Source organism: Cricetibacter osteomyelitidis (genome assembly GCF_004340985.1).
In the GTDB taxonomy this organism is placed as follows: Bacteria; Pseudomonadota; Gammaproteobacteria; order Enterobacterales; family Pasteurellaceae; genus Cricetibacter; species Cricetibacter osteomyelitidis.
Map to the genome: position 1 here is coordinate 16,200 of NZ_SLYB01000029.1, position 16,816 is coordinate 33,015.

At 43.0% G+C, this 16,816-nt stretch carries 4 protein-coding genes and 1 pseudogene; all 5 read left to right on the plus strand.

Annotated features, from left to right (window positions below; translation table 11 throughout):
- The first annotated feature begins 24 nt into the window (after nucleotides 1-24).
- On the plus strand, nucleotides 25-8,145 hold the full coding sequence (locus EDC44_RS10805) for an Ig-like domain-containing protein (RefSeq protein ID WP_131978721.1): 8,121 nt from the start codon (nucleotides 25-27) through the stop codon (nucleotides 8,143-8,145).
- Nucleotides 8,146-9,271: 1,126 nt separating this feature from the next.
- Nucleotides 9,272-10,141 (plus strand): OmpA family protein, encoded by an 870-nt coding sequence (locus EDC44_RS10810; protein ID WP_131978724.1) that lies wholly within the window; start codon nucleotides 9,272-9,274, stop codon nucleotides 10,139-10,141.
- Nucleotides 10,142-10,159: 18 nt separating this feature from the next.
- A complete protein-coding gene (locus EDC44_RS13020) occupies nucleotides 10,160-13,900 on the plus strand; it encodes a hypothetical protein (protein WP_165870259.1) in 3,741 nt (1,246 codons plus the stop codon).
- 700 nt (nucleotides 13,901-14,600) lie between these two features.
- Entirely contained in the window at nucleotides 14,601-15,257 is a 657-nt protein-coding gene (locus EDC44_RS10820; RefSeq protein ID WP_131978727.1) for a lipoprotein, read from the plus strand.
- Nucleotides 15,258-15,276: 19 nt separating this feature from the next.
- Nucleotides 15,277-16,816: pseudogene (locus EDC44_RS10825) on the plus strand (hypothetical protein); the annotation flags it as partial.

Consider the following 16,816-nt stretch of genomic DNA (forward strand, 5'->3'; position numbering starts at 1 on the left):
AGTTTTATAAGGATTATTATTTATATGACAGCAACAGTAAAGATACTTGATGCGAAGAAAGAGATTGGAAATCATCAGGTTGTTAAAGGTCAAACTTTGGTACTTGATGCACAGGAACAAGTAAATTATCAGTTAATTGATGATAAAACAGGACGTGGTCCGCAGAATATTATTGCCAAACGTGTCGGCAATGATCTTCAAATAATGTTAGAAGATGGTGATCTAAATCCTGATATTGTTATCCAAGGCTATTATCCCGATGGCGATAAACAAAAAGTAAATAGCGTGCTTATCGGTGAAGCTGAGAATGGCAAAATTTATGCTTATGTGCCGAAATCAGGTGAAACTGATGATGCGGTGAGTATGTTGGATGAGTCTGAACAGGCGGGGCAAGCGCTTGGCGGTGAAGAAATTGTCGACGGTTTATGGATTTATTTACCTTGGTGGTTATTAGGGTTAGGTTTAGTTGGTGCGGGTGTTGCATTGATTGATCGTGATTCTGACAATGATTCAGCGCCGGTATTAAATGGTGCGATCGATGTTCAGACCGAATTAACTAAAGGCAGCTCTGTTGCAAAAGTAACGGGTACTACAACTAATGTTGCCGAAGGTTCTGTTGTAACTATTACATTGACTGATAGTGATGATAAAACCGTTACGGCAACAACGACTGTTGCTTCGAATGGTAATTATAGTACCGATGTTGATATTTCTTCATTAAAAGACGGTCAGATTACTACAGATTCAAAAACGACGGATAAAGCGGGTAAGACTGTAACGGATCAAGATACTGATAGCTTGGATGCTATTGATGGTAATACAGATAGCCGTGTGACGAGCGACGATACCAATGACACGATTACCATTGTAGGTTCAACCACAGATGTGGATGATGGTGCGACCGTGACAGTGACAATTATCGACAAAGACGGTGATACGCAAACGGCGACGGCGACCGTGGATTCAAACGGTAATTATACGGTTGAAGTGACTGTGGCGACAGACATTACCGATGGCAACATCACGGTGGAAACAGAAGTGGTAGATAACAACGGTTCAACCATTAAAGACACCGATACCACAACGTTAGATAACACCAGCAGTTCGGTCGATACCCAAGTTACCTCCGATGCGGATAAGGATACCATTACGATTACCGGCTCAACTACCGATGTAGAAAGTGGTGCGACCGTAACCGTAACGATCACAGACCATGACGGTGATAAGCAAACGGCGACGGCGACTGTGGACTCAAACGGTCACTATACGGTTGAAGTGACCGCTGCAACAGACATTACCGATGGCGACATCACGGTGGAAACAGAAGTAGTAGATAATAATGGTTCAACCATTAAAGACACCGATACCATGACGTTGGATAACACCAGCAGCTCAGTAGATAGCAAAGTGACATCGGGTGCGGACAACGACACTATTACCATCATTGGTTCAACCACTGATGTAGAAAACGGTACGACTATAACCGTAACGCTTACTGACAAAGATGGTGACACAGTCACTGCGACGGCGGCAGTGGATTCGAACGGTAACTATACGATTGAAGTGAGTGCGGCGACAGATCTTACCGATGGCAACATCACGGTAGAAACAGAGGTGGTAGATAACAACGGTTCGATTATCAAAGATACCGATACGGGTACGTTAGATAACATCAGCGGTTCGGTAGATAGCAATGTGACGAGTGATGATACCAATGACACGATCACTATTGTGGGTTCAACCACCGATGTAGAGAACGGTGCGACCGTAACCGTAACGATTACAGACCACGACGGTGATAAGCAAACGGCGACGGCAACCGTGGATTCAAACGGTAACTATACGGTTGAAGTGACTGCCGCGACAGACATTACCGATGGCAATATTACGGTGGAAACGGAAGTAGTAGATAACAATGGTTCAACCATTAAAGACACCGAAACCACGACGTTAGATAACACCAGCAGTTCGGTCGATACCCAAGTTACCTCCGATGCGGATAAGGACACCATTACGATTACCGGCTCAACTACCGATGTAGATAAAGGTGCGACCGTAACCGTAACGATCACCGACAGCGATGGCGGCGACACAGTCACTGCGACAGCGACCGTAGATGAAAACGGCAACTATACGGTTGAAGTAACCACTACGAGCAGTATTAGTGATGGCGATATCACCGTAGAAACAGAAGTGGTGGATAACAACGGTTCGACCATTAAAGACACTGATACGACCACGTTAGATAACATCAGCAGCTCAGTAGATAGCCAAGTAACGTCGAATGCGGGCAACGACACTATTACTATCATTGGTTCAACCACCGATGTAGAAAATGGCACGACTATAACCGTAACGCTTACTGACAAAGATGGCGAAACAGTCACCGCGACGGCGGCAGTGGATTCGAACGGTAACTATACAATTGAAGTGAGTGCGGCGACAGATCTTACCGATGGCAACATCACGGTAGAAACAGAAGTGCGAGATAACAACGGTTCGATTATCAAAGATACCGATACGGGCACGTTAGATAACATCAGTGGTTCGGTAGATAGTAGTGTGACAAGCGACAGTGCTAATGACACGATCACCATCGTAGGTTCAACCACAGATGTGGATGACGGTGCGACCGTGACAGTGACAATTACCGATAAAGACGGCGATACGCAAACGGCGACGACAACTGTAGACTCAGACGGTCACTATACGGTTGAAGTGACTGTTGCGACAGACATTACCGATGGCAATATTACGGTAGAAACAGAGGTAGTAGATAACAATGGTTCAACCATTAAAGATACCGAAACCACTACGTTAGATAACACCAGCAGCTCAGTAGATATCCAAGTTACCTCTGATGCAGGTAATGATACGATTACTATCGTGGGTTCAACCACCGATGTAGAAAATGGTGCGACCGTAACTGTAACGATCACCGACAAAGACGGTGATATGGTAACGGCGACAGCGACAGTAGATAGCAATGGTAATTACACTATTGACGTGACAGTACCGGATAATATTGATGACGGTAATATTACTATTAATACCGAAGTGGTTGATAACAATGGTTCAACTGTTAAAGACACCGATACCACAACGTTGGATAATACCAGCAGTTCGGTAGATAGTAAAGTAACGTCGGATGCGGACAACGATACCATTACAATTACAGGTTCAACCACCGATGTAGCGAATGGTGCGACTGTAACCGTAACGATCACCGATAGCGAGAACGGCACAGTTACGGCGACGACAACCGTGGATTCAAGCGGCAATTATACGGTTGAAGTAACTACTACAACCACTATCAGTGACGGCAACATCACCGTAGATACGGCAGTGGTGGACAATAACGGTTCGACCATTAAAGACCAAGATACTACCACCTTAGATAACATCAGCAGTTCGGTAGATAGCAATGTGACGAGCGACGATGCCAATGACACGATCACCATCGTGGGTTCAACTACGGATGTGAATAATGGTACTACCGTGACGGTGACAATTACCGACAAAGACGGCGATATGCAAACGGCGACGGCAACTGTAGATTCAGACGGTCACTATACGGTTGAAGTAACTGCTGCGACGAATATTACCGATGGCGATATCACGGTGGAAACGGAAGTGGTCGATAACAATGGTTCAACCATTAAAGACACTGAAACCACGACGTTAGATAACACCAGCAGTTCGGTCGATACCCAAGTTACCTCCGATGCGGATAAGGACACCATTACGATTACCGGTTCAACTACCGATGTAGCGAATGGTGCGACTGTAACCGTAACGATCACCGATAGCGATGGCGGCGACACAGTCACTGCGACAGCGACCGTAGATGAAAACGGCAACTATACTGTCGAAGTAACCACTACGAACAGCATTAGTGACGGTAATATCACCGTAGAAACCGAAGTGGCAGATAACAATGGTGAGACCATTAAAGACACTGATACCATGACGTTGGATAACACCAGTAGTTCGGTAGATAGTCAAGTAACGTCGAATGAGGATAATGACACCATTACCATCATCGGTTCAACCACCGATGTAGAAAATGGTACGACTATAACTGTAACACTCACTGATAGTAATGGCGACACAGTCACCGCGACAGCTTCAGTGGATTCAAACGGTAACTATACGATTGAAGTGAGTGAGGCGACAGATCTTACCGATGGCAACATCACGGTAGAAACAGAGGTGGTAGATAACAACGGCTCGGTTATCAAAGATACCGATACGGGCACGTTAGATAACACCAATAGCTCATTAGATAGCAGTGTGACAAGCGACAGTGCCAATGACACGCTCACTATCGTGGGTTCAACCACAGATGTGGCTAAAGGTTCGGTGGTGACAGTGACGGTCACAGACCACGACGGTGATACGGTAACGGCGACGACAACCGTAGATGAAAAAGGCAACTATACGGTTGAAGTAACCACTACGACCACTATCAGTGACGGCAATATCACCGTAGATACAGCAGTGGTGGACAATAACGGTTCGACCATTAAAGACCAAGACACGACTACGTTAGATAACATCAGCAGTTCGGTGAATAGCGAAGTGACATCGGATGCTAACAACGATACGATTACCATAGTGGGTTCAACTACTGATGTAAGTAAAGGTGCAACCGTAACCGTAACGATCACAGACCATGACGGCGATACGCAAACGGCAACGACGACAGTGGATTCAAACGGTAACTATACAGTTGAAGTGAGTGTTGCGACTGATATTACTGATGGCAATATCACGGTAGATACAGCAGTGGTAGATAATAACGGTTCGACCATTAAAAACCCGGACACTACCACGTTAGATAACACCAACAGCTCGGTAGATAGCAATGTGACCAGCGACAGTACCAACGATACCATTACCATAGTGGGTTCAACTACTGATGTAAGTAAAGGTGCAACCGTAACCGTAACGATCACAGACCACGATAACGATACGGTAACGGCGACAACAACTGTAGATGAAAAAGGCAGCTATACGGTTGAAGTAACCACCACAAACAGTATCAGTGACGGCGATATTACGGTGCAAACAGAAGTGGTAGATAACAATGGTTCAACTGTTAAAGACACCGATACCACGACGTTGGATAACACCAGCAGCTCGGTAAATAGCCAAGTGACATCGGATGCGAATAACGACACCATTACGATTACCGGTTCAACTACCGATGTAGGTAAAGGTGCGACCGTAACCGTAACGATTACAGACCATGATGGTGATAAGCAAACGGCGACGGCAACCGTGGATGAAAGCGGTAACTATACGGTTGAAGTAACTACAACTAGTATCAGTGACGGCGATATTACGGTGGAAACGGAAGTGGTCGATAACAATGGCTCAACTGTTAAAGACACCGATACAACGACGTTAGATAACATCACTAGCTCGGTAAATAGCGAAGTGACATCGGATGCGAACAACGACACTATTACGATTACCGGTTCAACTACCGATGTGGGTAAAGGTGCGACTGTAACCGTAACGATCACCGACAGTGAGAATGGCACAGTTACGGCGACGACAACCGTGGATTCAAACGGTAATTATACGGTTGAAGTGACTACTACGAGCACTATCAATGACGGCGACATCACAGTGCAAACAGAAGTGGTTGATAATAATGGTTCAACCATTAAAGACCAAGACACTACTACGTTAGATAACATCAGCAGTTCAGTAGATAGCAGTGTGACATCGAATGCGGACGACGACACCATTACGATTATCGGTTCAACTACTGATGTAGATGACGGTGCGACCGTAACCGTAACGATCACAGACCATGACAGCCATACGGTAACGGCAACGGCGACCGTAGATGAAAGCGGCAACTATACTGTCGAAGTAACTACTACGAACAGTATCAGTGATGGTAACATCACCGTAGATACAGCAGTGGTAGATAACAATGGTTCAACCGTTAAAGACACCGATACGACCACATTAGATAACACCACCAGCTCGGTAAATAGTGAAGTGACATCGGATGCGAATAATGACACCATTACGATTACCGGTTCAACTACCGATGTGGGTAAAGGTGCGACCGTAACCGTAACGATCACAGACCATGACAGCCATACAGTAACGGCAACGGCGACCGTAGACTCAAATGGTAACTATACGGTTGAAGTAACTACTACGACCAGTATTAATGACGGCGATATCACGGTGGAAACAGCAGTGGTAGATAACAATGGTTCAACGGTTAAAGATACCGATACCATGACGTTGGATAACATAGAAGATGTGCCTACGGCCATTCAATCTATTGTAATTAGTGATGATGATTCTGCAGACGTATCAACCTTGATTACAAACTTACAAGACAAAAGTATTACTGGGCATGGATTGAAAGCAGAGAATTACGAGGGAAATATTGCTAATAACGGTGCAAGTGTTAATGGTTCATCTAGCGATTTAACCAATGACACTACGCCGAAAGTGAGTGTAACCTTGAATCAATCATTGAAAACCGGTGAAACCTTGACTTTAACACTAACGGATAGTGCCGGTAATAAGGTTGAAACAGTGACTAATGGTTATTCGGTGAGTGATGATGGATTGACTTATAGTATCGGCTTATCAAAAATCACTGCAGGTGATGGTCAATATAAAGTAACGGCAACCGTAACAAATGGCGGTGATACCATTAGTGAAAGTTCGGCTGCAATGATGTTGGATACAGAGTCAACGTTCTATATCAAGACTTTCGATCTGACTAACAGCACGTTAACGCTGAACGGTCAGGCTGAAGCAGGTAGCACTGTATATATTACTTATACTAATTCTAATGGTATGACCGTGTCTAGTCAGGCAACGGCGAATGGTGACGGCACATTCACATTAGCATTATCTAACTGGTCTACCACCTCCAGTGCAAGTACAGTCCACATATACTCTGTAGATGCTGCGGGTAATGTTTATGGCGGTGAATATGGCATGGCAGCATTGCAAAAAATGCAAGGTGGTATGATTAGCTCTGAGGCAACAGTGCCTTATTCTGCATATAATGATAAGTCAACTGTAGCCCCTTACACTACAGGGAAAGATACCAGTACTACCGCAGAAGGCTATCGTACAAGTGATAAGGTTAATGATATTATTCTTGTTGATGAAATGTTAAGTTCAAACTTATATAAATCACCATACCAAAGTGCCACAATCTATACTTATGGTGGTGATGATATCATTGCCGTTAATGGCTATATTAGTTCATTAGCAACTAGCTCCTACCATTCAACCGTAAATATGGGTGAAGGAAACGATACTTTATATGTGGGTACAAATATCGACAATAGTGTTGTTGATTTGGGTAATGGTAATAATGTACTTTACACCGGTTATGGAGCAACGGGCGGTGATGGCTATATCACTAATGGTTCAACAGTGACTGCCGGAACAGGTGATGATCGTGTCAGTATCTATACTAATCTTTCAGGTAGTACCTTGAGTTTAGGTGATGGTGATAATACGGTAGTTATCAATGCCCGAAATGATACCATGGGATCTCGTGGTGTTATGGCGAAATCGCTTATTGAAACCGGTAGCGGTGATGATACTGTAACCGTAAATGCGCATATTTATGGTGGTTCGACGCTAACATTGGGTGACGGTAACGATACATTGAATGTGTCGGGATCTATCTATGGTGGTTCAACTGTAAATATGGGAGCTGGCAATGACACTATCAACTTGGGTACTAACATTAATAGTTCGGCAACTGTTGATGGTGGTACAGGTAACGATAGTTTGATATTGACTGGTTCAGGTAAAACGGTCAACTTGTCATATGTCAAAAATATGGACGTGATCGACTTAACCGGAACCGGTGATAATTTGCTGAATAATGTAACCGGCGAACATGTATTAGCTAACGGTGGTGATAATTCCGATGATATATTGCGTATTGTTGGTAATGCGGGAGATAAAGTGAACTTAGGTACTAACTTAACTAACTCAGTAAACTCTACCTATGAAGCTTTAGGTACTTGGTCGAAAGGAGGTAATACAGTGACTGAAGAGGGGGTAGAATATTATGTCTATACTGATAGTTCAACTGGTGCCACTGTGTACATTGATACCGATATTACAGTCATTTAACCGTGGTAAAGTGAGACATCTTACTTAACGTAAATAACAGGTACGGATTTTTGAATTTGTGCCTCAGGCTATTGATAAACCCACCCAATTTCTAAAATCAGGTGGGTTTGTTGCTTTCAGAGTAAATTAAATGTTGATACCGGTGCTGGCGATGATACAGTAACATCACGTTCTAATCTTGATGGCTCCAGTGTTTCTAACTATAACTTCGGCAATGGTGACGACGAGATAAATGTTACCGGAAATTTTGATGATGCTTCGGCAAATCTTGGAGAATATATCGGTGGCTATATGCAAGCTGATGTAACCATCACCAGCGGGTAGACGGTGTTACATACGATGTGTACGTGTACAGTAGTACTAACCCAAGGCTTGTCAGATCAACAAGGTATCCAAGTTATCTAATCGGTTTACCCAACCTTTTAGTTAATTTCTAAAATCAATCCCCCGATACAAAACCATCGGGGGATTTTTGTTTTTTTAAGATAATTTAAAAGTGCGGTAGATTTCAGCACAGATTTTTTATCAAATTGTCGAATAAAAATTGATCTTTTAGTGCAGAAGTCACCCTAAAATTTATTGCTTATATTTCAAAATCTTCTAAAAAATGACCGCACTTTTGAAGCGAAAAAAGGACTTTAATCACAGAATTACTTGAAATTTTTATAAAAATCTCTAAAATTCTAAATATTTATTTTACTTTATAGGGAATTGTTACCATAATGCTGCAAGACAGAAGACAGAAGACAGAAGACAGAAGACAGAAGACAGAAGACAGAAGACAGAAGACAGATAAAGGCATTAGTCGCTAACGTCACACAATTTTTCTCCCCGCTTTCAAAAAAACTCAAGGCAAAGGGTACTTACTCGTTAAGTGCCCTTTGCCTTGAGTTTTTTGGTTTTTCCACAGACTCAAGTCGTTCTTCGCTTATCCCGTTCAGGCTTAAGCAACAACGAAGTTTCCTACGATATGTTCTTGTTTTTCCTTTAGTTATTTTCACCAATTGGACTGTAACCGCATAAGGTTACGGTTAAATAGTATTGGTTTGACATAGTATTTGATTAACGGAAGTCCATTGAACCATCGCAAGGTGTTCATTTCCTTTAACCATATTGAGGTTTATGCATGAAAAAAACATTACTCGGTTTGAGCATGGTGCTGGCACTAACAGGCTGTGCACGTGATGCAAACCAACCATTGGAAGTGTGGAACAACTTTGAAAAAAGCAGTATTTCCGCACAATTAGGCGAAAACCAAGCGTTAGTCGTGTTCTATCGCCAGGATGATATCACCGGTCAGGCGGTGAATGTCTTTGTGGACGGCGACTATCAAGCCTCCTTGTTACCCAATGCGTTCTCGCCCGTTGCTGTATGCGCCGACAAACACTTATTTAGCGCGTCATTTAGCACCGCGAACCAATTCGGCAACCGTACCCAAGGCGTGAATTACACCTTACCGGTGGACGAAGTGAACTACGTCAAAGTCAGCCAAGTGAACGGTAAACTCAGCTTTGAACGGGTAGAAAGTGAGGTCGGTTCTGCGGCAGTTTCCAAATTACCAAAAGAAAACCAAACCCTCTCCCGAGTACCGACACCAACTAACTGTGGCACAGCAGTCATGGCAGTGGAAAACTTAGAGGCCGGTGCCTTATTCGGCTTCAATAAATCCGGCTATAACGACATCCTGCCAAACGGCAAAGCACAAATCCAAGCCTTCGCCGACAAAGCAAAAACTATGCCGAATATCAGCAAAATCACCGTCTCCGGACATACCGACCCGGTTGGTTCTGCAGCTTACAACCAGGCACTTTCACAAAAACGCGCTAACACCGTGAAATTGGCGTTGGAAAAAGCCGGTGTGACAACACCAATCGTTGCTATGGGCTACGGCAAAGCAGAGCCGATTGTCACCACCTGCGATGCCTACCAAGGCACCCAACGCAACCAATGTAATCAACCGAACCGCCGCGTAGAAATTGCGGTATACGGCAACTAATAGGGAGAATTAACAGCTATGTCAACCACATTAAAAGTATTAAGTGCCAAAAAAGTGATTGCCAGCCATCAAATTGAAAAAGGCAACCCGCTTATCATTGACGCAAGAGATAAATCCAATTACCAACTGATCGACGACAGCACCGGTCTTGGTCCACAAAACATCATCGCCAAACGCGAAGGCAACGATCTAAAAGTCTTCTTAGAAGACGGTGATATGAGCGCTGATGTAATCATCAAAAATTACTATGATGATCAAACAGAAAACACCAGCAACTTGCTTGTAGGTCAACACGAAAACGGCAACATCTACGCCTACGTACCGGAATCCGGAATAAAAACCGATGCGGTAAGTATGCTCGCTGAAGAAGTTATCGCACCACAAGCCTTAGGCGGCGAAGAAATCGGCGCCTTCTGGGCATTTAACCCATGGTGGTTATTGGCACTTGCACCGATTGCAGCAGGGATTGCGATTGCGGCGAGTAGTGGGGGGAGTGATAGTGGAAATAATGGTGGGAATAGTAAACCCAATACCCCACGAGTACCGGGTGATGTAGACGGTGACGGAGATGCGGATGATAATGACAACGATACAACGACAGAAAAAGGTGCACCAAAAGTAAGTGTTCCTGAAGCAGAAGACGGTTTTATTAACAAAGATGAAGCGGATTCTGATGGCGGCGTACCGGTAGAGGTCACCTTACCGAAGAACACCAAAGAAGGGGATACGGTTACGGTGATAGTAACCAAGCCGGATGGTTCAAAAACTGAAGTTCCACATGTTGTAACAGGAACAGAAGAAAGTGCAGGTAAAGTGGCGGTGACAATCCCAACCACAGAGATAGCCACAGACGGTGATTATAAAGTAAGTGCCAAAGTGACTACACCGGATGGTCAGTCGAGCAAAGAAAGTGCGGAAGTGCCGTTTAAGGTAGACCAGACTGCACCGGCAGCACCGGATGCGGAAGCCCAAACCGATGGTTCAGTAACCGTTACACCGAAAGATGAGAACCCGGTAACGGTTAAATACACGGATGAAAATGGTAAAGAGCAGGAATTTACGGTGAAGAAAGATGATACGGGAAATTGGGTATCGGAAGGTAAACCGGAAAATGTCACCATAGATTCGAATACGGGTAAAGTCACGATTTCGGCAACGGAAGTGAAAGATGACTCAACGGTAACCGCAACATCGAACGATCCGGCAGGTAATACTGCAAAAGATGAAGCTGAAGCCAAAACACCTGAGATAACAGAAAAACCAATTATCGATATTACTGAAATTGCCGGTGATACGCAGGCTGCTGATTTCAACGACGATGGTACTGCAGCAACCCAGCCATCCGATATTTATGCTCAAATTAGCCCGGCAGAAGCAGCTGGCGGTTTCTTAATTCGTGGTACGAGCAAAGATATTACAGATGGTATTACTGTAACGATTTCCGAAAAAGGTGGTACAGCTATTGTTACGAAAACCGCAACATTGGCTGAAGATGGTAGTTGGTCGGTAATGGTTGATGCAAATAGCCTTACCGATTACTCTTCGACAAAAGAATATGAAGTGAAAGCATCCGGTACTTCAGCAACGGGAGTCGTAGAAGACATAGATTATACAGCTTCTACACCGCAAGTAACAGAAATCAAATTAAAAGACAATTTAACTGATGAACCACTGGTTGATGGTACTTATCAGTATACTGATTTTTATACAGATGGTGATGCGAAATATGTCGGTGATGTATCAAGTGCAACCGGTTTATCAACAGCAACAAGTCTGGCAACCGGTTTGACTAATGATAAAGCGGCAGTGCTGGAATTTACCCTAGATAAAGCTCCGGTAGCGGGCCAAGTGGTGAAAGTCTATCGTTATGAATTGTCGGAAAATTCTACTGAATATGGTAAAACTGATGTTAGCAGTGATATGACAACATCAGATGATTTGACCTACACCGTTATACCGAAAGGCGATAATGTATTGAAAGATACTTATAGTCAAGGCTATCGCTATGAGGTAGTTATTGAAGATAAAAACGGTGATGAACTCTCAACTGGTGCTAAAGGTACTTTCGATTTCCGTTTAGACAGTTTAGTTGAACAAATGTCTGTTGAGAAGTTTGATATTAATACTGGTGAAGTAGTGTTTGCACCAACAGGTTTATCGGAAGTGAATGCAACGATCGAGTATCGCTATGCAACGGGTAGCGGTAAGAGCGAATGGGTGAAAGTTGAAGCCGATGCGAGCGGTAAATACAATCTGAAATTAACTAATTTTGATCGTTTTGTTGCCGGTGCACTTGAAATTCGTACTACTGATGCAGCGGGTAACGTATCTGAAAGTAAGGTGAGTTTATTGCGTAACTTATTCAGTGACTTAACTACTGAAGGTGGTCCACTCACTAATCCGAATAAAGACTTTGATCAATCATTAATTACTAATGGTAATATCTTAGGTAAACAAAAAACAGGTACAGCTGCACAAGGTGCGATTACGGCAACTGATGATAATGATACTATTATTGTTGGTTTAGACTATAAACCATTTGGTGGTTTTGGTGTGTCAAATGGTTCTATTGGTTCAACAGTGGGGCAAAATATCAATGTTGATCTTGGTGCAGGTAATGACAGTCTCCAAGCTAGAGGTACTGCACAGTCTATGAATAGCGGTAGAATTGCCATGGGTTCAGGTAGTGATCGAATTTCAATTGATAAGGATCTACTTATTGGAGGATATACCTTTGATTTAGGCCAAATCGAAGATAAAACCAGTGATACTAACATTCTGTATGTTGGTGGTAATACGAATAATGCCATTAACTTAAATATTTACGGTGGAGCCGGAAATGATGCGGTACACATTGATGGTACTATGGATGGTAACAAAACCGTAAACTTAGGTGAAGGTCATAATGAATTGCGTGTCGGTTACGGTACTTCCAGTGGTGGGGATCTTACCAAGAAAATAGATTTTACTGCGGGATCCGGTGATGACATTATCTCTGTAAAAGGTAGTATTAATACTATTGCCGGTCAGACACAAAAATTTGATTTAGGTGATGGAAACAATTTTATCGAAGTTGGCAAAAACGTTGATACTGATGGAACTTTCACTTTTGGCAATGGTACCGATACAGTAAACATTAAAGGCACACTAAAAGGCGGAATATTTGCATTCGGAGACGGAGACGATAGTGTAACTGTTGGTTCTATTCTGAAATCAGGCACAGATAATGTGAAGATTGATATGGGCAACGGTGATGATGTCATCACAGTAACCGGAACTGGATTTAATACCGGGAATGGTGCAATTAATGGTGGAGAAGGTAATGACACGATCTTTTTACATGGTGCAGATCTAAAATTAGATATGAGCCAGGTATTAAATGTTGAAACTATTGATATGCGTACGATAACTGGTGGTACCGGTAATCAAAAAGTAGCGTTTACCCTTGCCGATTTACAACGTACAGGCGATAGCATCACCAAACTCTATATTAAAGGTGATGCCGGTGATACGGTAGATTTCGGTAACAACAATGGAAACGGTACTAATAATGCTGCTCGAACAGACTCTAACGGTAATACAGAATACTGGGATAATGGAGGCACCCGAGAAATCAAAAATAATTGGGCTGTTTGGGAAAAAACAGGTTCTGATATCGTAGAAAATGGTATCGTGTATGATAAATACACTTACAAAGGTCCAACTGGTCAAGTAAATGATGAAGAGGTTTACATCCAACAAGGCGTTAATATTATCTAGCTTAGTTACTAGTTAATTAGTGCCTATAATCAATCCCCCGATGCAAAAGCATCGGGGGATTTTTGTTTTTTTAGATTATTTAAAAGTGTGGCAGATTTCAGCATAGATTTTTACCAAATCGTCGGATAAGACCTATTCTTTTACTGCAAAAGTCACTCTAAAATTTATTGCTTATATTTCAAAACGTTCTGAAAAATGACCGCACTTTTGAAATAAAAAAGACTTTTATCACAGAATTACTTGAAATTTTTATAAAAATCTTTAGAATGCCTAAATATTTATTTTACTTTATAGGGAATTGTTACCATAATGCTGCAAGACAGAAGACAGAAGACAGAAGACAGAAGACAGAAGACAGAAGACAGAAGACAGAAGACAGATAAAGGCATTAGTCGCTAACGTCACACAATTTTTCTCCCCGCTTTCAAAAAAACTCAAGGCAAAGGGTACTTACTCGTTAAGTGCTCTTTGCCTTGAGTTTTTTTATTTTTCCGGCTCAAGTCGTTCTTCGCTTATCCCGTTCAGGCTTAAGCGACAACGAAGTTTCCTACGATATGTTCTTGTTTTTCCTTTAGTTATTTTCACTAATTGGACTGTAGCCATATAGAGCTACGGTTGGTTTGATATTGTATTTGATTAACGGAAAAGCATTGAACCATCGCAAGGTGTTCATCTCCTTTAACCATATTGAGGTTTATGCATGAAAAAAACATTACTCGGTTTGAGCATGGTGTTGGCGCTGACAGGCTGTGCACGTGATGCAAACCAATCACTGGAAGTGTGGAACAATTTTGAGAAAAGCAGTGTTTCCACACAGTTAGGTAACAATCAGGCACTAGTCGTGTTCTATCGCCAAGATGACGTTGCGGGACAAGCTGTGAATATCTATGTAGATGGCAACTACCAAGTTTCTCTGTTACCAAATACGTTCTCACCCGTTGCCGTATGTGCTGACAAACACTTATTCAGCACGTCATTTAGCGCAGCGAATAGCTTTGGTAACCGTACCCAAGGCGTGAATTACACCTTATCGGTGGGCGAAGTGAACTACGTCAAAGTTAGCCAAGTGAACGGCAAATTAACTTTTGAACGGGTAGAAAGTGCGGTCGGTTCTGCGGCAGTTTCCAAATTACCAAAAGAAAACCAAACCCTCTCCCGCGTACCCGCACCAACTAACTGTGGCACAGCAGTCATGGCAGTGGAAAATCTCGAAGCTGGTATGACAGCACCAATCGTTGCCGTGGGCTACGGCAAAGCGGAGCCGATTGTCACCACCTGCGATGCCTACCAAGGCACTCAACGCAACCAATGTAACCAACTGAACCGCCGCGTAGAAATCGCGGTATACGGCAACTAATTAGGGAGAACAACGACTTATGTCAACCACATTAAAAGTATTAAGCGCCAAAAAAGTGATTGCCAGCCATCAAATTGAAAAAGGCAACCAACTTACCATTGAAGCAAGAGATAAATCTAACTATCAATTAATTGATGATCAAACCGGACTCGGTCCACAAAACATCATCGTCAAACGTGAAGGCAACGATCTTAAAATCTTCTTAGAAGACGGCGATATGAGCGCTGATGTAATCATTAAAAATTACTATGATCAAACAGAAAACACCAGCAACTTGCTTGTAGGTGAACATGAAAACGGCAATATCTATGCCTATGTACCGGAATCCGGAATGAAAACCGATGCCGTGAGTATGCTCGCGGAACAAGTTGCCGCCCCACAAGCCTTAGGTGGTGAAGAGATCGGCGCCTTCTGGGCGTTTAACCCATGGTGGTTATTGGCACTTGCGCCGATTGCAGCAGGGATTGCGATTGCAGCGAGTAATGGGGGGAGTGATAGTGGTAATGGTAATAATGGTGGGAATAACAATAATACCGATACTACTGCGGATAAACCGACTATTACCTTGGAAACCAACGGTAATGTTACGGTAAAACCGGGTGATGACAATACCAAAGTTGTTATTACTTACACCGATGAAGATAGTAATGACAAAACCGCTACTGTAGAAAAAGATGCAAATGGCAGTTGGAAATCAGATGATTCAAACGTAGAGGTCAATCAGGACGGAACATTCACTATTCCTGCGAATAAAGTGAAAGATAACAGCGAAGTAAATGCTAAAGGCACGGATGATAAAAACAATACAACAGATGCGGATAGCAAAATTGCTGGCGATACCAAAAAACCGGGTGACAGCAATGGAGATGGTGTTGTTAATGGCAATGACAATTCTACTGATAAAGCAGAGTTACCGCGTGGTCTTGAACTACCACGTAACACTGCAGGTGCACCAAATATTGTATTTGGAGAAGATCAAGATGCAGATGGTAAATTAAATGCAGGAGAAAGCGTATCAATAGATGGTAATAGAGCTATCACTCCGGTTTATATTACGATTCCGGATAAAACCGAAGTAGGTGATAATCTTGTACTCACGATCAATGGGACAGAAAAAGTAATTCCCGTAACCAAAGAAATGATCACCGCCGGCTACATTATTGAACAAGTGTCAACGGATAAAGATAGTGATGTCACAGTTACAGCAAAAGTAACTGATCCTGCGGGTAATGAATCTAAAATGGCGACAGCGGTGTTGGCTGTTGATACTATAGCGCCAACGATAGAACCAACCGTCACCGCAAATTTAGCAGATGGTTCAGTGAGCATTGACTTGCCGGCAGATTTAGAAGTCGGTGATAAAGTTGAGGTGAGCTATACACCGGAAGGCACAACAGAGCCGAAGAAAGTGACTTTAACAAAACAGTCGGACGGTACCTTTAAGTCAGATGATCCGAATGTCGAGGTTAATGAAACTAAAGCGACAATACCGGCCAATAAAGTAGCCGATGGACAGCCGGTAGTGGCAAAAGCGGTGGATGCGGCAGGTAATGCAGGTC